General features: G+C 74.5%; 22 protein-coding genes. 10 read left to right on the plus strand and 12 right to left on the minus strand.

The features are described 5' to 3' along the window. Window positions 1-11: 11 nt before the first annotated feature. The 6 genes from modB to C1708_RS27625 all read right to left on the minus strand — a co-directional run bounded on the left by modB (window position 12) and on the right by C1708_RS27625 (window position 4,611). Complete coding sequence (gene modB / locus C1708_RS27600; RefSeq protein ID WP_106415224.1) at window positions 12-842, minus strand: molybdate ABC transporter permease subunit; 831 nt, start codon at window positions 840-842, stop codon at window positions 12-14. Further along, the gene (gene modA, locus C1708_RS27605; RefSeq protein ID WP_106415225.1) at window positions 839-1,618 is read right to left on the minus strand and encodes a molybdate ABC transporter substrate-binding protein; all 780 of its coding nucleotides are present in this window, start codon (window positions 1,616-1,618) and stop codon (window positions 839-841) included. The genes modB and modA overlap by 4 nt, the downstream gene beginning before the upstream one ends. 159 nt (window positions 1,619-1,777) lie before the next feature. Beyond that, window positions 1,778-2,173: a TOBE domain-containing protein gene (locus tag C1708_RS27610; protein ID WP_106416509.1), complete on the minus strand. Its 396-nt coding sequence runs from the start codon at window positions 2,171-2,173 to the stop codon at window positions 1,778-1,780. 42 nt (window positions 2,174-2,215) lie between these two features. Next, entirely contained in the window at window positions 2,216-3,244 is a 1,029-nt protein-coding gene (locus tag C1708_RS27615; protein ID WP_106415226.1) for a LacI family DNA-binding transcriptional regulator, read from the minus strand. 249 nt (window positions 3,245-3,493) lie between these two features. Then, complete coding sequence (locus tag C1708_RS27620) at window positions 3,494-3,694, minus strand: DUF5999 family protein (RefSeq protein ID WP_026244008.1); 201 nt, start codon at window positions 3,692-3,694, stop codon at window positions 3,494-3,496. Window positions 3,695-4,026: 332 nt separating this feature from the next. After that, window positions 4,027-4,611 (minus strand): hypothetical protein, encoded by a 585-nt coding sequence (locus C1708_RS27625; RefSeq protein WP_106415227.1) that lies wholly within the window; start codon window positions 4,609-4,611, stop codon window positions 4,027-4,029. A gap of 563 nt (window positions 4,612-5,174) precedes the next feature. Here C1708_RS27625 and C1708_RS27630 point away from each other — a divergent pair. Both C1708_RS27630 and C1708_RS27635 read left to right on the plus strand, forming a co-directional pair. After that, a complete protein-coding gene (locus C1708_RS27630) occupies window positions 5,175-6,695 on the plus strand; it encodes a glutamate-cysteine ligase family protein (RefSeq protein WP_106415228.1) in 1,521 nt (506 codons plus the stop codon). 79 nt (window positions 6,696-6,774) lie between these two features. Then, the gene (locus C1708_RS27635; protein ID WP_106415229.1) at window positions 6,775-7,578 is read left to right on the plus strand and encodes a CPBP family intramembrane glutamic endopeptidase; all 804 of its coding nucleotides are present in this window, start codon (window positions 6,775-6,777) and stop codon (window positions 7,576-7,578) included. A 59-nt stretch (window positions 7,579-7,637) separates the two neighbouring features. Here C1708_RS27635 and C1708_RS27640 read toward each other — a convergent pair whose 3' ends face one another. Next, a complete protein-coding gene (locus tag C1708_RS27640; RefSeq protein ID WP_106415230.1) occupies window positions 7,638-8,447 on the minus strand; it encodes a PhzF family phenazine biosynthesis protein in 810 nt (269 codons plus the stop codon). 183 nt (window positions 8,448-8,630) lie between these two features. On the opposite strand from C1708_RS27640, the gene C1708_RS27645 reads away from it, so the two are divergent. The 4 genes from C1708_RS27645 (at window position 8,631) to C1708_RS27660 (ending at window position 12,337) form a co-directional block, all read left to right on the plus strand. After that, window positions 8,631-9,257, plus strand: coding sequence for a PadR family transcriptional regulator (locus tag C1708_RS27645; RefSeq protein WP_106415231.1), 627 nt, complete (start codon window positions 8,631-8,633; stop codon window positions 9,255-9,257). A gap of 189 nt (window positions 9,258-9,446) precedes the next feature. Continuing rightward, the gene (locus C1708_RS27650; RefSeq protein ID WP_106416510.1) at window positions 9,447-9,980 is read left to right on the plus strand and encodes a Clp protease N-terminal domain-containing protein; all 534 of its coding nucleotides are present in this window, start codon (window positions 9,447-9,449) and stop codon (window positions 9,978-9,980) included. A 170-nt stretch (window positions 9,981-10,150) separates the two neighbouring features. Then, window positions 10,151-11,152, plus strand: coding sequence for an EamA family transporter (locus tag C1708_RS27655; RefSeq protein ID WP_106415232.1), 1,002 nt, complete (start codon window positions 10,151-10,153; stop codon window positions 11,150-11,152). 225 nt (window positions 11,153-11,377) lie between these two features. Then, on the plus strand, window positions 11,378-12,337 hold the full coding sequence (locus C1708_RS27660; RefSeq protein WP_106415233.1) for a DMT family transporter: 960 nt from the start codon (window positions 11,378-11,380) through the stop codon (window positions 12,335-12,337). Between the two features lie 701 nt (window positions 12,338-13,038). On the opposite strand, the gene C1708_RS27670 is transcribed toward C1708_RS27660, so the two are convergent. Then, a complete protein-coding gene (locus C1708_RS27670) occupies window positions 13,039-13,725 on the minus strand; it encodes a pyridoxamine 5'-phosphate oxidase family protein (protein ID WP_106415234.1) in 687 nt (228 codons plus the stop codon). A 35-nt stretch (window positions 13,726-13,760) separates the two neighbouring features. Between C1708_RS27670 and C1708_RS27675 the strand changes: the two genes are divergently transcribed. Further along, the gene (locus tag C1708_RS27675) at window positions 13,761-15,098 is read left to right on the plus strand and encodes an aminotransferase class I/II-fold pyridoxal phosphate-dependent enzyme (protein ID WP_106415235.1); all 1,338 of its coding nucleotides are present in this window, start codon (window positions 13,761-13,763) and stop codon (window positions 15,096-15,098) included. Window positions 15,099-15,183: 85 nt separating this feature from the next. On the opposite strand, the gene C1708_RS27680 is transcribed toward C1708_RS27675, so the two are convergent. Further along, window positions 15,184-16,134: a DMT family transporter gene (locus C1708_RS27680; RefSeq protein ID WP_106415236.1), complete on the minus strand. Its 951-nt coding sequence runs from the start codon at window positions 16,132-16,134 to the stop codon at window positions 15,184-15,186. 75 nt (window positions 16,135-16,209) lie between these two features. On the opposite strand from C1708_RS27680, the gene C1708_RS27685 reads away from it, so the two are divergent. Further along, window positions 16,210-17,217, plus strand: a complete 1,008-nt coding sequence (locus C1708_RS27685; RefSeq protein WP_241911338.1) for a LysR family transcriptional regulator — start codon at window positions 16,210-16,212, stop codon at window positions 17,215-17,217. Here the strand turns inward: C1708_RS27685 and C1708_RS27690 are convergent. Beyond that, the gene (locus C1708_RS27690) at window positions 17,192-17,662 is read right to left on the minus strand and encodes a pyridoxamine 5'-phosphate oxidase family protein (RefSeq protein ID WP_106415237.1); all 471 of its coding nucleotides are present in this window, start codon (window positions 17,660-17,662) and stop codon (window positions 17,192-17,194) included. The genes C1708_RS27685 and C1708_RS27690 overlap by 26 nt on opposite strands. Before the next feature lie 73 nt (window positions 17,663-17,735). Further along, complete coding sequence (locus C1708_RS27695; RefSeq protein WP_106415238.1) at window positions 17,736-18,230, minus strand: Rieske (2Fe-2S) protein; 495 nt, start codon at window positions 18,228-18,230, stop codon at window positions 17,736-17,738. Window positions 18,231-18,431: 201 nt separating this feature from the next. Here C1708_RS27695 and C1708_RS27700 point away from each other — a divergent pair, with 201 nt between their 5' ends. Both C1708_RS27700 and C1708_RS27705 read left to right on the plus strand, forming a co-directional pair. After that, on the plus strand, window positions 18,432-19,196 hold the full coding sequence (locus C1708_RS27700) for a HipA family kinase (protein WP_106415239.1): 765 nt from the start codon (window positions 18,432-18,434) through the stop codon (window positions 19,194-19,196). After that, the gene (locus tag C1708_RS27705; protein ID WP_106415240.1) at window positions 19,193-19,576 is read left to right on the plus strand and encodes a DUF3037 domain-containing protein; all 384 of its coding nucleotides are present in this window, start codon (window positions 19,193-19,195) and stop codon (window positions 19,574-19,576) included. Before C1708_RS27700 ends, C1708_RS27705 begins: the two co-directional genes overlap by 4 nt. A 77-nt stretch (window positions 19,577-19,653) precedes the next feature. Here the strand turns inward: C1708_RS27705 and C1708_RS27710 are convergent, their stop codons facing one another. Continuing rightward, window positions 19,654-20,208 (minus strand): excalibur calcium-binding protein, encoded by a 555-nt coding sequence (locus tag C1708_RS27710; RefSeq protein ID WP_106415241.1) that lies wholly within the window; start codon window positions 20,206-20,208, stop codon window positions 19,654-19,656. Between the last annotated feature and the right edge of the window lie 163 nt (window positions 20,209-20,371).

Raw genomic sequence — 20,371 nt, forward strand, 5'->3', positions numbered from 1 at the left:
CGGGCACCATGTCAGACCGTCCTCGTCCACCGGTCGCGCAGCGCGGCCAGCACGGCGACGGACACCGCCAGCAGGACCAGGCTCAGGGCGATCGCCGCCGCCGGGTCGTTCTGCAGGGCGAGGTACACGGCGAGCGGCATGGTCTGGGTGCGGCCGGGGAAGTTCCCCGCGAAGGTGATCGTGGCACCGAACTCCCCGAGGGCCCTCGCCCAGGCCAGCACGGCGCCGGCCGCGACGCCGGGGACGATCAGCGGCAGGGTGACCCGGCGGAACGCGGTGAAGCGGGACGCGCCCAGGGTGGCCGCCGCCTCCTCGAACCGCGGGTCGGCGGCCCGCAGCGTGCCCTCGACGCTGATCACCAGGAACGGCAGCGCGACGAAGGTCTCCGCGAGGACGACACCGGCGGTGGTGAACGGCAGGGTGACGCCGAACCACTCGTCCAGCCACCGCCCCACGATGCCGTTGCGGCCCAGCGCCAGCAGCAGGGCGACGCCGCCGACCACCGGCGGCAGCACCAGCGGGAGCGTCACCAGGGCGCGGACCAGGCTCCGTCCGGGGAAGTCGGTGCGGGCCAGCAGCCACGCCAGCGGCACCCCGACGACCAGGCTGAGCGCGGTCGCCGTGGTCGCGCAGACCAGCGACAGGCGCAGCGCGTCCCAGACCGCCGGGCTGGTCAGCTGCTCGGGCAGGTCACGCCAGGGCGCCCGTACGACGAGGGCCAGCAGGGGCACCAGGAGGAACGCCAGGCCGATCAGGGCGGGCGCGAGGAGGGCGAGCGGGACACCGCGGCCGGGGGTGCGCGGCCGCCGCGCCGCGCGGACTGCTTCCCGGGCGGCGGTCACGGCGCGAGGAATCCCGCCCGGCCGAGCGCTCTCCGGCCGTCCGGCGATGTCACGAGCGCGACGAAGGCCTCGGCCGCCGCGGGGTTCGGGGCGGCCTCCAGCCGGGCGATCGGGTAGTCGTTGACGGCCTGCGCCGCCTCCGGGAAGTCCACGCCGTCCACCGTGTCACCGGCCGCCCTCACATCCGTGCGGTACACGACGGCGGCGTCCGCCTCCTTCAGCCGCACCTTGGTCAGCGCGCCCTTCACGTCCTGCTCGTAGGAGGCGGGCGTGACCTCGACCCCGGCCGCCGTGAGGGCCTTCCGGGCGGCGGCCCCGCAGGGCACCGTCCCGTCGCAGAGGACGACCTTCAGGCCGGGCGCGGCCAGGTCGGCGAGGGAGTCGATGCCGTGCGGGTTGCCGGGGGCGGTGGCGATGGCCAGGCGGTTGCGCGCGAAGGCGACCGGGCCGCCCGCCGTGAGTTTCTCGTCCGTGACGCGCCGCATCGTGGCGGGGCTGGCGGCGGCGAAGACGTCGGCGGGGGCGCCGCCCACGATTCCGGCGGCGAGGGAGTCGCTGCCGTTGAAGTTGAAGGCCACCTCGGTGCCGGGGTGTTCCTTCTCGAACCGCTCGCCCAGGGCCGTGAAACTCTCCTTCAGCGAGGCGGCGGCGAAGACGGTGACGGTGCCGCTCGGACGTCCGTCGCCGCTCCCTGACGAGGAGCAGGCGGTGAGCCCGGGGGCGGCGAGGAGGGCGAGGGCGACGACACCGGCGGTCCGGCGGGCGGAACGGATCATCCGAGTGCACTCCCTCGCGGCGGCGGGCGGCTGCGGGGACGCTCACCCCGCTCCCCTTCATTGTGACGCATCTGCGAGGCCAGAAGTGCCTGTCGTGTCGCACGAGCGAGGACCAGGCGGTGTCCGGGTCCGCATGTGCGTTTCCACAGGAGCCGTGTGTCAGGTGCGGTCGACATGGACGTTCGTCGACTTCACCCGGGCCGTGGCCTCCACGCCGACCTCCAGGCCCAGTTCCTCGACCGCCTCCCGCGTGAGCAGGGAGACCAGGCGGTGCGGTCCGGCCTGGATCTCCACCTGGGCCGCGACGTCACCGAGCTTGACCGCCGTGACGATGCCGGGGAACGCGTTGCGGGCCGAGGTGTACGGGGTGTCCTCCTCGGTCGTGGCCGCCTTGGCCAGCTCGACGGAGAACGCCGCCAGGTCGCGGCCGTCGATCACTCGTCGTCCGGCGTCGTCGCGTCGGGTGGTGAGGCGTCCCGCGTCCGCCCAGCGTCGCGCGGTGTCGGGGCTGACGCCGAGCAGCCGCGCTGCCTGGCCGATCGTGTAGGACTGCATGCCGGTCACGATAGGGCGCGGCGGCCGGTGCGGGCGTACCGCCTACGGCGCGGGCGGCGCCGTGCTCGCGCGCACCACCAGGTCGGTGCCGAGCTCCACGCGGGGTGAGTCCGGCTGTTCGCCGCGGGTGAGGCGGAGCACCGTACGGACGGCGAGGGCGCCCATGTCGGCGAGCGGCTGGCGGACCGTGGTGAGCGGCGGAGCCGACCAGCGCACCTCCGGCAGGTCGTCGAAGCCGACCACGCTCATGTCCTGCGGCACCCGCAGTCCCCGGCCGCGCAGCGCCTCGATCGCCCCGAGCGCCATCTGGTCGCTGGCGGCGAAGACCGCCGTGGGCGGTTCCGGCAGGTCCAGCAGGGTGTGGCAGCCCGCGTGGCCGGACTCGGGACGGAAGTCGCCGGGGGCCACGAGGGTGTCGTCGGGGGTGACGCCCGCGCCCTCCAGCGCGGCGCGGTAGCCGTCCAGGCGGGCCCGGGAGCAGAGCAGCCGCGGCGGGCCGGCGATCAGGCCGATCCTGCGGTGCCCGAGGGACAGCAGATGCTGGGTGGCCGCCAGGCCGCCGGACCAGTTGGCGGCGCCGATGGTGGGGACGTCCAGGCCGGGGGAGCCGTCCGGGTCCACGGCCACCAGCGGGACGCCCAGGATGCGCAGCTCCTCGTGCAGCGAGGACTCCAGGGCGGAGGTGACGAGGATGACGCCGTCGGAGGCGCGCGCCCGCAGGTTGCGGATCCACTCGCGCGCGTCGCCGGAACGCCCGTGGATCGCCGACACCACGGTGCCCACCCCGGCGGTGTGGGCCTCCTCCTCGACCCCGCGGATGATCTCCACGGCCCAGGGGCTGTCGAGGTCGTTGAAGACCAGGTCGAGCAGCGCGGCCCGCGAGGGCGAGGGGGCGGGGCGCCGGCGGTAGCCGTGGCGGCGCAGCAGGTCCTCGACGCGGGCGCGGGTCTGCGGGGAGACGTCGGAGCGGCCGTTGACCACGCGGGAGACGGTCGGGACGGAGACCCCGGCCTGCCGGGCGATCTCGGTGATCGTGACCCTGCTCCCGGCGTCGTCCTCCTGTGCTGCCACTTGCCCCTCCTCCGAGACGGAACCCGCGAAACCTCCAGAAGTCTTCCGGAGGACGGGTGCGTGGGGGAAGGCGGCTCCGGTCGCACGGCGGCTGCCGCCTGCGCCTTCCGAGGCGGCCGTCACCGTGCCCTTCCGCGGGGCCGCGGCGGATGAGGAGCCGTGCACACGCCGCGGAGCCGGGTCGCGGGGGCGTCCCCGCGGTCCGGCCCCTGTGTCACCCCGGGCGGTCCCCGTCCCGCCCGGCCCTGCTCAGGCGGACGTCAGCGTGACGTCCCGGGACCGCTGCGGGGCGATGATCCTGCCGTCGGGCAGGAGTTCACCGGTGTCCTCGAAGAGCACGACACCGTTGCACAGCAGGCTCCAGCCCTGCTCCGGGTGGTGCGCCACGAGACGGGCGGATTCCCGGTCGGCGGAGTCGGCTGAGGGACACGGTGGCTGGTGCTGGCACATGGGTGGGTTCTTTCGCTCTGTGATGACCTGTGAGTGGGCTGTCGTGTCAGTTGCGCGGCGTGAATCGTCGTTCATGGCCGCCTCCCCCGTGGTGATGAGTCGGTCGGGATCCAGTGTTGCCCCGCGGACGAGGATCCGCAGGCATTTCGCGGCACCGCTCCTCACCGGTTCAGGACGCGTCACCCACGCGGACGGTTCATCCCAACTGCACTGTCCTTTCGGGTGGTTCGCAGTGGCCGGATGGGGCTAGTCCGTACGCACGCTCCCCGCCGCCCGACGCCCGTGCCCCGCCGCCCGGGAGCGGGCGACGGGGCACGGGCCGAGGGGGCGGGTCAGGCCGGGGAGCCGAGCAGCCGGGTGGGCGTCACGCGGTGGGTCAGCACCGGGAGCAGATCCGTGACCCGGTGCGGCCGGTGGGCCGCGATGCCGGGCGGGGCCGGCGCCAGCGGCACCAGCAGGTCGTCCGCGGCCGGGACGCCGGCGGCGCCGTCGGCCTCCGTGTCGCCGTGCAGCCACAGCGCCAGCATGTACAGGCCGGGCACCGACAGCAGCCGGGGCTGGTACGGCCGGCCCATGGCCTCCGCCTGGCGCAGCGCGAGTTCGGTGGACGTGATGTACGGGCCTTCGAAGAAGCGGGAGAAGGCCCATCCGTCGGCGGTGAGCACGGTGTCGGCGGCGGCCACCGCGCGATCGCCGGTACGGATCAGGAAGCGCCACCCGGCGAGCGTCGTCGAGGTCTCGCCGTCGGCGGTGACCCGGTCGAGGACGTGCACCGGCAGCGGGAGCTCGGGCGAGGCGGGCCCCTGGGCGCGGAGCAGGGAGGGAGTTCGGGCGTCGCGCACGGCGGTCGGCGACGAGAGCGCGGTCAGGACGGAACGCAGTGCGGGCGCGGGAGCCGGGGGTACGTGCAGCGGCATGGTGGGTCGCCTCTCATTCGAAGGCACAGTGGCGCGAGGGCGGGGCGTGCGGTGCGGACGGCGCTGTCAGCTCGCGAAGGTCAGAGAGGCAGGGGCCCGGAGGGTCTGAGCGGGAGACGGGGGTGAGGAGAGCCGCACGCCGTCTCACGGCTGGATCACTCGACCGTGGGCGCCCACCTGGATCTGCCTTGTGCAGTGAGTTTATACGACACGGGTTGAGATTATGTTTCGTCTAGCTCTCCCCGGTGACCCGGGCAAGGATATTTCAGGTCGGCGATATGCGAAAAAGATGCCGATTTCCCAAAGGGTTCACCGCACTGACCTCGGGCCATGACCGCCGTACGGTCGGCCCATTCCGGTCGGCGTTTTTCACGAGTTCGCAACCGCGCGGTGATACGCCTTCCCGCGTATTGCCCCGTGAATGTGCCACTGGACACCTCGACAGAGTAGCGGGCGCCACACGCATCCGGGGCGTTATCGATCGCATCCACGGGGCATCCTTGCTTGTGGACCGGGACCCCGGCGGCCGATCTTCGGTACGCCATCCGAGGAGGGACGCTTCGATGGGGGAAAAGGTCGTGGCGGGTCAGTTCGACCTGTCCGATCGCCAGCGCTACCGCGAGAAGCTCCACAGGTGCCTGACGGGCCTGGAGCGACTCCTGACGGAGAAGCGGTTCGACCGCCCCAAGAACCTGATGGGGCTGGAGATCGAACTCAATCTCGCGGGCGCCGACGGCATGCCGAGAATGCTGAATGCGCAAGTCCTCGAGCGCATCGCGAGCCGCGACTTCCAAACGGAACTCGCGATGTTCAACCTGGAAGTGAACATCGCTCCCCACCGGCTGGGCGGACGCGTTTTCGACCGGCTCGACGAGGAACTGCGGACCTCGCTCGCCTACGCCGACCGCAAGGCCGAAGAGGTGGACGCGGGCATCGTGATGATCGGCATTCTGCCGACGCTCGACCGCGACGACCTCGTCTCCTCCAACCTCTCCGACGTCGACCGCTACGCGCTGCTCAACGATCAGATCGTGGCCGCGCGCGGTGAGGACTTCACCCTCGACATCGACGGCGTGGAGCACCTCAGGTGCACCTCGAAGTCGATCGCCCCGGAGGCCGCCTGCACCTCGGTGCAACTGCACCTCCAGGTCACGCCGGAACGGTTCCCCGACGTGTGGAACGCGGCGCAGGCCGTCGCCGCCGCGCAGATCGCCGTCGGCGCCAACTCGCCCTTCCTGTTCGGCCGCGAGCTGTGGCGCGAGTCCCGGCCGCCGCTCTTCCAGCAGTCCACCGACACCCGCCCGCCCGAGCTGCAGGCGCAGGGTGTGCGGCCGCGCACCTGGTTCGGGGAGCGCTGGGTGACGTCGGCGTTCGACCTCTTCGAGGAGAACCTGCGCTACTTCCCGGCCCTGCTGCCCATCTGCGACGACGAGGACCCGCTCGAGGTGCTGGACCGCGGCGGCGTGCCCTCGCTCGCCGAGCTCGTCCTGCACAACGGCACCGTCTACCGCTGGAACCGTCCCGTCTACGACGTCGCCGACGGCGTCCCCCACTTGCGCGTGGAGAACCGCGTGCTGCCCGCGGGACCGACCGTGACCGACGTGGTGGCCAACGCGGCCTTCTACTACGGCGTCGTCCGCGCCCTCGCCGAGGACGCCCGCCCGGTGTGGAGCCGGCTGCCCTTCGAGGCCGCCGCCGCCAACTTCGACGCCGCCTGCAAGGACGGCATCGACGCCCGCTTCACCTGGCCCCGGCGCGGACGCCTCGGCGGTCTGGGCGAGGTGGACGCGGTCACCCTCGTACGGGAGGAGCTGCTGCCGCTCGCCGAGGCCGGGCTGGACGCGTGGGGCATCGAGCCCGCCGACCGGGACCGGTACCTCGGGGTGATCGAGGAGCGCTGCCGGCGGCGGGTCAACGGCGCGTCCTGGCAGGCCGCGACGTTCCACCGGGCGCTGGACCTCGGGCTCGGCCGGGAGGAGGCGCTGGCGGCCACCACCCGCCGCTACCGCGAGCTGACCCGGCAGGGCGACCCCGTGCACACCTGGCCGGTCGGGCTGCCCGAACCGGTGCCGACGAGGGCCTGACCGCCGCCCCGGACCCGCGGCCGGCCGCACAGGTCCTGCCTTCATACTGATCGGACCGGTCGGTGATGTGGAGGCAGGAGTGCAGGCGGAGGCGGCGGGCCCGGGGGCCGATGCGTATCCGGAGCGGACCCTCTCGCGGAGGACGCTGCGCGACGAGACACTGCTCGTCCTCGCGCTGTCGCTCGGCGCGAGCGGAGTGTCCGCGCTGATCAGTTTCGTCGGCTCGGTCACCAGACCGGGCGGTCTGAAGGACCAGGCGGCCACCCTCAACGCCTCGGCCGCGCCGGGCCGCCCCTGGCTGGACCTGGCCTGGCAGCTGTTCGGCATCACCACCGCGCTGGTGCCGGTGGCCCTGGTCGCGCACCTGCTGCTGCGCGAGGGCTCCGGACTGCGCGCCCTCGGCTTCGACCGCGCCCGGCCCTGGTCCGACCTCGGCCGCGGCGCCGCGATCGCGGCGGTCATCGGCAGCAGCGGCATCGCCTTCTACCTGGCCGTGCGCGCGCTCGGTTTCAATCTCACCGTGGTGCCGGAGGCGCTGCCCGAGGTGTGGTGGAAGTACCCCGTGCTGATCCTGTCGGCCGCGCAGAACTCGATCCTCGAGGAGGTCCTCGTCGTCGGCTATCTGCTGCGCCGGCTCGACCAGCTCGGCTGGTCGCCCACCGCCTCGATGGCGGGCAGCGCGGTGCTGCGCGGCTCGTACCACCTCTACCAGGGCATCGGCGGCTTCATCGGCAACATGGTCATGGGCGTGGTGTTCGTGTACCTGTACCGCCGCTGGGGACGCGTCGGGCCGCTGGTGGCCGCGCACACGCTCCTCGACATCGGCGCGTTCGTCGGCTACGCGCTGCTCGCGGGCAAGGTCGGCTGGCTGCCGACGGCGTGAGCCGGACGAAGGGGGCGTACGGACCGGTCGGCCGTACGCCCCCTTCGTCGTGCCGGGGGTCAGACCAGCAGGTCGCCCTCGATGACCGTCACCGCCCGGCCGCCGAGCAGGGTGCGGGCGCCGCGCACCTCGGTGCGGACGAGGCCGGAGCGCGGTGAGGCCTGGAGCCCGGTGAGGACGGCACGTCCGAGCCGCTGCGACCAGTACGGGGCGAGCGCGGTGTGCGCGCTTCCGGTGACCGCGTCCTCGTCGATGCCGACGTTGGGGAAGAAGCAGCGCGAGACGAAGTCGTGGGCCGCGTCCGGGTCTCCGGCGCGGGCGGTGGCGATGATCCCGCGCTCGGAGTAGGTCTTCAGAGCCTTGTGGTCGGGCCGCAGGGTGTGCACGGTCCGCTCGTCGGCCAGCTCGACGAGCAGGTCGCCGACGTTCGGGCCGGTGTCGAAGGCGGACAGGACGGGGGCGCCGAGCGCCTCCGCGACGCCCTCGGGCACGTCGACGGCGGTGAGCGGGGCGGTGGGGAAGTCCAGGGTGACGGTGCCGTCCTCCTCCGGCTCGGCGACCAGCACGCCGCTGCGCGTGGCGAACCGCACCGGGCCCTTGTGGGCGCCGGTGGTGTGCAGGACGTGCGCGGTGGCGAGCGTGGCGTGGCCGCACATGGCCACTTCGGTGACCGGCGTGAACCAGCGCAACGCCCAGTCGGCCTCGCCGCCCTCGGGCAGCGGGTGGGCGAAGGCCGTCTCGGGGTGGTTGACCTCCAGGGCGACGTCCTGCAGCCAGGAGTCCTCCGGGAAGGCATCGAGGAGCAGCACTCCGGCCGGGTTGCCGCTGAAAGGACGGTCGGTGAAGGCGTCGACGATTCGGATCCGCATGCCTCAGACGGTAGAGGGCGGGCGGGCGGCCCGGGGGAGCGGGCCGGTGCGAGGGTGGCGGCCTTGATGCGGGGGCGGGAGTCACCGCGCGGCGGGTCCGGTGCCGAGGGCCTTGTCGGCTGAGCCATTACGATATATCGTTGAAGTGTCGCAATAGATCAATGATGGGATGAGGTGGTTGCGATGCGTACCTACGGCCAGGAGCACGGACACGGTGGCCCGCGCGGCGGGCGGGACGATTTCGAACGGCTGCGGGCGGCCTTCGGGCCCTTCGGCCCCGGTGGTCCGGGCGGACCCGGAGGTCTCTTCGGCCCCGGCTTCGGCCACGGCGGCCCCTGGGGCGGCCGAGGGCGCGGCGGACCCAGGGGAAGGGCGCGGCGCGGTGACGTCCGCGCGTCGATCCTGGCTCTCCTGAAGGACCGCCCGATGCACGGCTACGAGATGATCCAGGAGATCGCCGAGCGCAGCGGCGGGGCGTGGAAGCCCAGCCCCGGCTCGGTCTACCCCACGCTCCAACTGCTGGAGGACGAGGGCCTGATCGTCAGCGAGTCCGAGGGCGGCAAGAAGCTGTTCTCCCTCACCGAGGCCGGCCGCACGGCCGCCGAGGACGGTCCGGAGGCGCCCTGGGAGGAGGCCTCGCGCGGGGTGGACTGGGAGGCGCTGAACGAAGTCCGGCAGGCCGGGTTCGGCCTGATGGAGGCCTTCGGGCAGGTCTGGAAGACGGGGAACAAGGAGCAGCGTGACAAGGCGCTCGCCGTCATCAACGAGGCCCGCAAGAAGCTGTATCTGATCCTCGCGGATGAGCACTGAGCCGACGGCCGCCGGCCGGCGGGAGAGTTTGGGGGGCGCGCGCCCGGAGGCGTGCGCCCCTTAGGCGTGTGCGCCCTGATCTCGTTCTCGAGGAGGAGATTTCGCCAGGCCGTGTCCGCTTCCCGTGGGACGTCAAGATGCGTCGCGCCGGGGATGTGCCCGGCTGCCCGGACTGATGGGGTGGGAGACGTGCGAACCCGTATCCCCCGGCAGCAGGCCCAGTGGCCCCAGGCGCAGGCCGCGCGCGGCGCGGACGACGACGCCGGGCTCGGCCCGGAGCTGGCGGCGGTGGTGGCCGGCGCCCGGCGCAGGGTGGTCCGGGACGGCGACCGGCAGATCGACACCGCGCATCTGCTGCACTCCCTGCTCGAGTCCGACCCCGAGGTGCGGGCCGCGTTCGGTGAGGGCCCCACGGTGGCCCGGCTGCTCGGGTACCTGGTGCAGCGCAGCATCGGCTACGGACTGAGGTGGCAGGGGGCCGTCGAGGACGCGGGCGGGCTGCCGGTCGTGGAGGGGGCGGCGGGGTTCTCGCCGCTTGCGGCGGGTTGTGTGGAGCGGGCGCGTGAGCGGGCTGCCCGTCGGGGTGGCGGGGCGGTTCGCGGGACGGATCTGCTGGCCGCGCTCGTCGCGGATCCGCAGGCGCGGGCTGCCGAGGTGCTGCGGCGGGCCGGGGTGGATCCCCATGACCTCACGGGTGAGGCGGATCGGGGTCCGGCGGGCTGAGGGGCGGGCCGCTGGGCGGGCTTTTTTCTTGTCTCCCCGCCTCTTCGCCCCCGGTCACACGGAAGGGGGCTTCGCCCTCCGGCCCCCTCTGTGCGGTTCCCCGCGCCCGAGGAGGGCGCGGGACGACAGGTGCCTCAGGGGGTGACGGTCCTGTCGAAGACTGTCATCATGTGGCGGTGTCCACGACAGCTCCTCCCCGCAGCTCACGCGCCCGAGGCACCGGGCTGACCCTCGCGCTGGTGTCCGCCGTGGCCTTCGGCGGCTCCGGCGTGGCGGCCAAGCCGCTGATCGAGGCGGGACTCGACCCGCTGCACGTCGTGTGGCTGCGGGTGGCGGGCGCGGCTCTCGTCATGCTGCCGCTGGCCGTCCGCCACCGCGGGCTGCTGCGCCGCCGGCCCGCGCTGCTCGCCGGGTTCGGGCTGTTCGCCGTGGCCGGTGTGCAGGCCTGCTACTTCGCCGCGATCTCCCGCATCCCCGTCGGCGTCGCGCTGCTCGTCGAGTACCTGGCGCCCGCGCTCGTCCTCGGCTGGGTGCGGTTCGTGCAGCGGCGGCCGGTGACCCGCGCCGCCGCCGTCGGCGTGGTGCTCGCCGTGGGCGGGCTGGCCTGCGTCGTCGAGGTGTGGGCGGGACTCGGCTTCGACGCCCTCGGACTCGCGCTCGCGCTCGGCGCCGCCTGCTGCCAGGTCGGCTACTTCGTCCTGTCCGACCAGGGCAGCGACAGCGAGGAGGCCCCCGACCCGCTCGGCGTCATCGCGTACGGGCTGCTCATCGGCGCCGCCGTGCTGACCGTGATCGCGCGGCCCTGGTCCATGGACCGGTCCGTGCTCACCGGCACCGCCGCGATGGACGGCACGCCCGTCGCCGCCTTCCTGCTGCTGGGCTGGATCGTCCTGATCGCCACGGTCGCCGCGTACGTCACCGGGGTGCTGTCGGTGCGTCGCCTCTCACCGCAGATCGCCGGTGTCGTGGCCTGCCTGGAGGCGGTCATCGCCACCGTCCTCGCCTGGGTGCTGCTGGGCGAGCACCTGTCGGCGCCGCAGATCGTCGGCGGCGTGGTCGTGCTGACCGGCGCCCTCATCGCCCAGTCCTCCGCTCCGGCGAAGCCCCCCGGGGAACCCGTCGCGAGCGGAGGCCGCGAAAGGGAGTTGTCCTCGCCGGGAACCACCGCCTAGGGTGCTGATCATGTATATGCGCGCACGTGTTCTCCCGCCGCCGGCCGCCTGAGGCGGGCTCTCCGGCGCATGCGCCCGGCAGTGTGCCGGGCGTCGCGGTGCTGCCCGCGGACGAAGTCAGCGGACCCCGGTCCCCCCGGCCCCGGCCGGGCCTGAGCCGGGCTCCCTTCCGAACGTCCGCGCCCACGCCGACGCGTGGTGCGCGCCTCTGCGGAGAGAGAACACGTGTCGAACAACGTCTCCGGCCTGCCCGTCGGGCGTGGCCTGATCTATCTCGTCGTCGCCGGTGCCGCCTGGGGCACCGCGGGCGCCGCCGCCTCATTGGTCTACCGGACCAGCGACATGGGCCCCGTCGCCCTGTCCTTCTGGCGCTGCGCCGCCGGGCTCGCCGTGCTGTACGCGGTACGGCTGCTGTCCGGGCGGTCCCGCGCCACCGTCCCCGCGCCGCTGGGCCGCCGGGCGGCGCGGGCCGCGGCCACCGGCATCGGGCTCGCGGTCTTCCAGACCGCGTACTTCGCCGCCGTCTCCGCGACGGGGCTCGCCGTGGCCACTGTCGTCACCCTGGGCGCCGGTCCGGTGCTGATGGCCGTCGGCGCCCGGCTCACCATGGGGGAACGGCTGGGACGCGGCGGCCTCGCGTCCGTCGCGGGCGCGCTCCTCGGACTCGTGGTGCTCGTCCTCGGCGGCGAGGACGCGACCGTGGACCCGGTGGGGGTGCTGCTCGCCCTGCTGTCCGCCGCCGGCTATTCCGCGATGACCCTGCTCACCCGCTGGTGGGGGCGGGACGGCGGCACCGACTCGTCCGGCGCGACCGTCGGGGCGTTCGCCGTCACCAGTCTGGTGCTTCTGCCGTTCGCCGCGGTCGAGGGGCTGCTGCCGCACACCGACGCGCCCGGCACCCTGCTGCTCCTGCTGGCCTACGTCGCGACCGTGCCGACCGCGCTGGCCTACGGCCTCTACTTCGCGGGCGCCGCGGTCGTCCGGTCGGCGACCGTGTCCGTGATCATGCTGCTCGAGCCGGTCAGCGCGGCGGTGCTGGCCGTCGTCCTCCTCGGCGAACGCCTCACGGCGGCGACGCTGGCCGGCACCCTGCTGATGCTGGGGTCGGTGGCGGGCCTTGCGGTCGGCGAGGCGCGGGACGCGCGGGCCGCCCGTGGAACACGGCGGGACGCCGTCCCGGCCTGAGGTGAGGCAGGGCGCCACCGGTCGACCGGAGGCGCCCTGCCCGTGGCCGTCGGGTGTCGCCGCTGCATCAGCGGGTGGCCGGCCCCACCCGCAGGACGCGCCCCCGTGCTGCCGCGTCCCGCGCGAACCCCGTTCCGACGAGCCGTCGGCCGTGCGGTTCCGGGCCGCCTGCGACCGCTTGCCCCGCGTACGCGGACTCGGCCCGGACATCGGCCGCTCCGAGCCGGAGGCCGCGGACGCCGGACAGGAGCCTCCCGTACGCGGCCTCGCCCGGTGCGGCCGGTGCGGAGCCGCCCTCCGGCCGGACGTGGCCGACTCGGCGGTTCAGCAGGGCCGCCTTCTCCGCCGGGTCGTCCACGAGGTGGGCCCGGCAGCGCACCCGCACGGCGGCGCAGAGGCCGGCCGGGGCGCCGTGCCCGGGCGTCGGCCTGCCCCGTCCCGGGGACGCGCGCGTGGGCGTCGAGCACGCTCAGCGGGACGTCCGGAGCGGCCTCGGTCGCGGGACGGAGCGGGCCGGAGTGGGACGGAGCGGGCCGGGCGGGTCACCGCCTCGCCGTGGTCGGCGTCGCAGGCGGAGCGCGGGGGCTGGACGCGGAGCGGTGCGCCCGGTGGGCCGTCGGCCGTGGGCCGGCCGAGGTCGTGGGTGGCGGGTCACCGTTGCCGCATGTCGTCGCGGAGTGCGTCCCAGGGGCGGACCGGCATCACAGGGCCGTCAGATACCCGGGGACCTCGGTGCCGGGGGCCAGACCCGGGTCCGGCTCGGGGACGCCGTAGGCCGTGCGGACGGGGAGGACGCCCGCCCAGTGGGGCAGGGACAGGTCCTCGGGCTCGTCGTTGACACCGCCGGTGCGCGCCTTGGCGGAGACCTCGTCGAGGCGGAGGCGGAGCACCGCCGTGGCGGCCAGTTCCTTCTTGTCGGCCGGGCGGGAGCCGGCGGCGCGGCCCGGCACGACGTGGTCGACCAGGGCGTCGAGCGCCCGCCGCTTCTCCTCCGGGTCGGTCACGTCGTACGCCGTGCCGTGCACGACCACGGAGCGGTAGTTGACCGAGTGGTGGAAGGCGGAGCGGGCCAGCACCAGGCCGTCGACGTGGGTGACCGTGAGGCACACGGGGAGCCCTTCGCCGGACCGGGCGGCGGCGCGCAGCGGGCGGGAGCCGGTGGAGCCGTGGACGTAGAGGACCTCGCCGACGCGGCCGTAGAGCGTGGGCAGGACGACCGGGGCGCCGTCCCGGACGAAGCCGAGGTGGCAGACGTAGCCCTCGTCGAGTATCGCGTGCACCAGGTCCTTGTCGTACCCCGCGCGCTGGGCGGCGCGGGTGGGGACGGTGCGCGCGGTGGGCGTGTAGGCGGCGTCGGGTCGCCGCTGCGGTGACTGGGGCCCCTGCATGGCCAGCTCCATTGTACTAGTGCATAATAAGGTTTGTGCTAGGAGAGTATCGGATCAGTGGGCGGCGCGCAGCGGACATTTCCGCGAGCATCGAGCGGGCGGTGGGGGAGGGGGCCCTGCGGCCGGGCGAACCGCTGCCTCCCATGCGGGAGCTGGCCGAGCGTCTCGGGGTGAATCCGAACACCGTGGCCGCCGCGTACCGGACCCTGCGCGAGCGTGGGGTCATCGAGACCGCGGGCCGGCGGGGGAGCCGGGTGCGGCCCAAGCCGGCCACCACCGCCCGGGAACTGATCCGGGTGGAGGTCCCGCCGGGCGTGCGCGACCTGTCCGACGGGAATCCCGACCCCGCACTGCTGCCCCCGCTGGCCGGTGCCTTCGCGGCGGCCGCGGCCCAGGGCGACCGGGAGCCGGTGCTGTACGGGCATGCCCCCGTCGATCCCGGACTGGAGCGGCTGGCGCGGGCCGGGCTGGACGCCGACGGGGTGCCGGACGGGCCGGTCGCCGTCACCTCGGGCGCGCTGGACGCCGTGGAGCGGGTGCTCGCCGCCCATCTGCGGACCGGGGACGCGGTGGTGGTGGAGGACCCGGGGTGGGGGAGTCTGCTGGACCTGGTCCCGGCGCTCGGCCTGCGCACCGTGCCGGTGGCCGTCGACGACGAGGGACCGCTGCCCGGCGACGTGCGCGGGGCGCTGGCGGGCGGGGCGCGGGCGCTGATCGTCACCGACCGCGCGCAGAACCCGACCGGCGCCGCGCTGAGCGCCGCACGCGCCCAGGCCCTGCGCGCGGTGCTCGCCGACCACCCCGAGACGCTGCTGATCGAGGACGACCACGGGCACCACATCGTCGACCTGCCGCTGCACGCCCTCGCGGGCGCCACGCACCGCTGGGCCTTCTCCCGCTCGGCCGCCAAGGCGTACGGGCCCGACCTGCGCCTCGGGATCCTCACCGGCGACACGCTCACCCTCGACCGGGTGCGCGGCCGGCAGCGGCTCGGGCCCGGCTGGGTCAGCCTGACCGTCCAGCGCGCGGTGGCACGGCTGTGGGCCGACGGCGCGGTGGATCCGGCGGCCGTCGCGGCGTGCTACGGGCGGCGCCGGGACGCGCTGGCCTCGGCGCTGCGACGGCGCGGGATCACCGCGCACGGGCGCAGCGGCATGAATCTGTGGGTGCCGGTCCCCGACGAGACCGGGGCGGTCGCCCGGCTGCTGCACGCCGGCTGGGCGGTGGCGCCCGGGGCGCGCTTCCGGATGACCGCCCCGCCGGGCATCCGCGTCACCGTCTCCACGCTCACGCAGGCGGAGATCGAACCGCTGGCCGAGGCGGTCGCCTCGGCCGTGCGGCCCGGTGAGGGGGACCGGCGGACCTACGCCTGAGAGGCGGCGGCCCCGTCCCGTGACGTCGGCCGTTTCGGTTTGGCCTGGACCGGTGCCGCCCCCGCCGGCACGACGGCCCGTCCCGTCACGCCGGCCGTTTCGGCTTCACCTGGGTCAGCGCCGCCCCCGCCAGCACGACGGCCGCGCCGACCGGTGTCGACCAGGTCAGCGTCTCGCCCAGCAGCAGGACGCCGGCCGCGGCGGCGATGACCGGGACGAAGTAGGTGACCATCTGGCCGGTCGTCGGGCCGACCTCCGCGACGATGCCGTACTGGACGAGGACCGCCAGGCCCGTGCCGAGTGTGCCCAGCGCGGCGATCGCCAGCAGCGGTCCGATCGCCAGGCCCGACGGCGCCGACGTGAACAGCGGGGTCACGATCGCCAGTTGCACCGTCGCGAGCAGCAACTGGCCGCCGGTCAGCGACAGGTGGGAGTGGCTGCTGCCGGCGAGGGTGCGGCGGACGTAGATCCAGCCGACGGGGTAGCTCAGCGAGGCGATCAGGGCCAGGGCCGTGCCGCGCGCGTCCAGGCCCTCGAAGCCCTGCCACGCCCCCAGCACGGTCAGCACCCCGAGGAAGCCCAGGCCCAGCCCGGCCACCCGCACCCGGGTCGGCCGGTCCTCGCGCAGCGCCACCAGGGACAGCGCCATGCCCCACAGCGGGGAGGTCGCGTTGCAGATGCCGGCCAGGGTGGACGGGATGGTCAGCTCCGCGAAGGCGAACAGCGAGAACGGCAGGGCGTTCAGCAGGAAACCGGCGACCGCCAGGTGCCCCCAGGTGCGGGCGCCGCGCGGAAGCCCCTCCCGCCGCACCGCCATGGCCACCGCCAGCACGGCCGTGCCGAACGCCAGCCGCCCCAGGGTGACCTGGAACGGGGCGTAGCCCTGCGTGCCCACCTTGATGAGGAGGAAGCTGAAGCCCCAGATCAGGGACAGGGCGACGAAGCGCAGCCTCCAGTCGAGGCGGGGGCGGGCGGGTGCGGGCGCGGGGTCGGTCGGATCCGGCGCGGTGGTGGTGGTCGCGGTGACGCTGCTCATGCCGATAACGATGAGGCAGACTCATCTCGTAGCACAATCGAGAATTCGCACGCGATATCTCGTAGCATCGCTTACATGTTGAACCTGGATCGCCTGCGCACCCTCGACGCCCTCGCCCGGCACGGCTCGGTCAGCGGCGCGGCGGAGGGGCTGCACATCACCACCTCGGCCGTCTCCCAGCAAATGGCCAAGCTGGAACGCGAGGTCGGCCAGCGGCTCCTCGCCAAGCACGGGCGCGGTGTGCGGCTCACGGACGCGGGCCGGCTGCTCGCCGAGCACGCCGCGCGCATCCTGTCCCAGGTGGAACTGGCCCAGGCCGACCTGGAGGCGCAGCGCGGTCAGGTCGCGGGCGAACTGCGGATGTCCGCCTTCCCGACCGCCGCCCGCGGACTGTTCCCGCTCGCGCTCGCCGACCTGCGGCAACGGCATCCGGCCCTGCGGGTGCGGTCGCGGGAGCTGGAACCCGAGAACGGCATCCGGGACGTGGTCCGCGGCGACCTCGACCTCGCGGTGGTGCTCGACTGGTACAACAAGCCGATGCCGCTGCCCGACGGGCTGGTCAGGGCCCTGCTGCTGGACGACCCGGCCGACGTCGCCCTGCCCGCCGGCCATCCGCTCGCGGGCCGTGCGGAGATCGACCTCGCCGAGCTGGCCGAGGACGAGTGGATCACCTGGGGCGAGGGCGAGTTCTGCCACGAGTGGCTGATGTTCACCCTGCGCTCCAGGGGCGTCGAACCGATCGTCGCCCACCGCGCCGCCGAGAGCCACACCCAGCTCAACCTGGTCGCGGCGGGGCTCGGGGTGTGCGTCGCGCCGCTGCTGGGCCGCGACCCGCTGCCCGGCGGGGTGGTGACCGTGCCGCTGCGGCAGCGCGTCCGGCGGCACGTGTTCGTCGTCTGGCGCGCCGACGCCGACCGCCGCCCGTCGATCCGCGCGGCGGTACGGGCGCTGCGGGCGGCGGGGGAGCGCTTCGGGGGCGCCCCCGGGGAGGGCGTCCTCCGGGACACCGTCCCGGAGGACGCCGCGCGGGTCAGGACACCGGAGGACGCCGCGCCGGTCAGGACAGGTGCGACAGCTTCCTGAAGTCCCAGGACACGACCTTCTCCGGGGTCAGCCGCAGCCACGCGTGCCGGCCGTCGTGCGGCATCTCGTCCAGGCCGAAGTTCTTCCGGGCGAACAGCGTCTCCGGCACGTCCAGTTCCGCCCGCAGCTCGCCGGTGCGCGGGATCTCGCCCACGAACTCCACCCGCCCGGACAGCTCCGCGCCGCGCAGCTCGCCGTACTCCTCGCCCGTGTCGACCACGACCGCCACCCGCGGGTCACGCCGCAGATCCGCGAACCGCCTGCTGCGCACCACGGAGTACAGCCACATCGAGCCGCCGTCCCACACGAACCACAGGGTGCTCACGTGCGGCATGCCGTCGGCGGACACCGTGGCGACCCGGCAGGTGCGCTGTTCGGTGAGGAAGCCGTCCAGCTCCCCGGGCGTCATCATGATCCTGCGGCCCCGGCGCTGCGTGGCGGTCATACGGCCCCTCCTGCGGTCCTGCTGTGCTTGTGCCGTGCACGGAATTCCCCCATCGTGCACGGGCGGCGGCGGTTCAGGCGAGGGTGATGGAGTCGCCGTCGACGGTGATCCGCACCGCGGGCAGCGGCTTGGTCGCCGGACCGCTGCTCACACTGCCGTCAGCGATGGAGAAGTTGCTGTTGTGGCAGGGGCAGTTGATGAGCCCGTCGGAGACGCTCTTCACCGCGCAGCCCTGGTGGGTGCAGGTCGCGGAGAACGCCTTGAACTCGCCCGCCGACGGCTGGACGACCACCACCTGCTGGTCGGCGAACACCTTGCCGCCGCCCTCGGGGATGTCGGCGGTCGACGCGAGCGGCGTGCCGCCGGCGGCGTCCCCGCCGCCGGAACCCTCGGCGCTGCCGCCGCCGTTCGCGGCGTCGTCCGCCGTGCCGCCGGACTCCGCCGAGGCGGGCGCGTCGTCGTCGGAACCCCCGCAGGCGGTCAGCGCCACGGCGAGGCCGGCGGCCCCCGCGGCCGCCACCACGGTACGGCGGGCGGGTCCCGATGCGGACTGGAACGATACGGTCATGCCGGTGTGTCCCTTCCGGGGATGGAGCGTGATCTGGAAACAGGTACGGTCAGCGGGCCCACGCCGTTCAAGCAGCGCCGACAGCTTCGCCCACGCACGGTCGGAGGGGCGTAAGCCGGCGCTGTCGTTCGCCTGTCGGTCACCTGCGGCGCGTCACCGGGCCGCCTCCGACGTGCGGCGACACGCCAGTAGCCTGGGGCGATGCTCAAGGAAGTCATCGCGACCCGATTCATCGCGCCGCTGCGCGAGGGCGGCTCGCTCCCGGGACTGATCGAGGCGGACGACCTCGGCACCTACGCGCTGAAGTTCACCGGCGCCGGACAGGGCCGCAAGACGCTCGTCGCCGAGGTCGTCTGCGGGGAACTGGCCCGCCGGCTGGGGCTGCGGGTGCCGCGCCTGGTCACCGTGGAACTCGACCCGGTGCTCGGGCTCGGCGAACCCGACCCCGAGGTGCAGCAGCTGCTGAAGTCCAGCGGCGGCACCAACCTCGGGACGCGCTTCCTCTCCGGCGCCCTCGGCTTCGACCCGCTCGCCTTCGAGGTGAGCCCCGAGGAGGCCGGCCGGATCGTGTGGTTCGACGCGCTGGTCAACAACGTCGACCGCTCCTGGCGCAACCCCAACATGCTGCACCTGCGCGGGGAGCTGTGGCTCATCGACCACGGCGCGACCATGATCTGGCACCACAACTGGCCCGGTGCCGAGACCTCCGCCGCCCGCCCCTACGACGCCTCCGACCACGCCCTGCGCGGCGCCGCGCCGGACGTCGCCGCGGCGGCCGCGGACCTCGCCCCGCGCATCACCGAGGACCTGCTGGCCGAGGTCACCGCCCAGGTCCCCGACGTCTGGCTGGCCGGAGAACCCGGCTTCGACCGTCCCGACGACCTCCGGCGCGCCTACGCCCGCCCGCTGCTCGCCCGCGCCGACGGGATCCACCACCGCATCAAGGGCCTCGAGGGGGACCGGTGAGCGACCTGCACGTCTACGAGTACGCCCTGCTGCACGTCGTGCCGCGGATCGAGCGCGGCGAGCGCATCAACGCGGGGGTGCTGGTGTACTGCCGGCCCCTGTCCTACGCCGGGGCCCGCACCCACCTCGACGAGGCGCGGCTGCTGGCCCTCGACCCCGCCGCCGACGTGTCCGGCGTCCGGGCCGCGCTGCGCGCCGTCGAGGACGTCTGCGCCGGCGGCGACGCGGCGGGCCAGGCGGCCCACGACGACGCGGGCCGCCGCTTCCGCTGGCTGGTCGCCCCCCGTTCGACGATCGTCCAGCCGGGCCCGGTCCACACCGGCCTCACGGCCGACCCGGAGGCGGAGACGGAGCGGCTGCTGGACCTGCTGGTCCGCTAGGGCACGCGGTGCCGGGTGGGCGGTCGCCGCGCCGGACGCGGGCCGGGGAGGCGCCGGCCGCGCCGGGGGGGGCGCCGTCAGGCGCGGCGGCGCCGGATGACGTGGCCGGCGGCGAGCAGGGCGCTTGTCACGAACGTGGCGCCGATGCCCACGTCCCAGGTGGTCGGGCCGTTGTCCGAGGAGCCGCCCAGACCGCCCTGGACGCCGCGGGTCGGCGTGGGGGCGGCGGAGGTCCGCGTGGGCGTCGCGGCCGGGCTCGGGGAGCGGGTCGGTGACGTCGTGGCGGTCACGGTCGGCGTCCGGGTCGGGACCGCGGACGTCGGGACGGCCGTCGTCGGGACCGCGGACATCGGGGTCGCCGGGCGCGAGGACGGGGGCGGTGACGGGGCCGGGCGGAAGGTGGAGGAGGTGAGGCCGCGGCGCGGCAGGGCCTCGCAGGCGATGCCGTCGTCCGGGCCGGGGTCCTCGTCGAGCCGGTGCGGGTCGCCGCGGTCCGTCTCGAAGAAGGCCTGCGCGTCCTCCTGGTAGGTGAAGTCGCCGCAGTCCAGGTCCTGGGCGTGGGCGAGGTCGGCCATCGGCACGATCGCGGCGAGCGCGATCAGCGTGCCTATGGCACCGGTGCGACGACGCATCGAACGCCTCCTTTCCGGCCGCGGGGGCTCGCGCTTCGACGCTAGGTCCCGCCCGCCGCGGCGGCGCGCAGCGCTGGGCCGATCGGGTGCCGGACGGATCCGGCCGGGCGCGGGGAATGGATCACACACGCGCGGTGCGCCGTTGACACCGGGTGCCAGGGCT

The sequence above is a fragment of the Streptomyces sp. DH-12 genome, from assembly GCF_002899455.1.
In the GTDB taxonomy this organism is placed as follows: Bacteria; Actinomycetota; Actinomycetes; order Streptomycetales; family Streptomycetaceae; genus Streptomyces.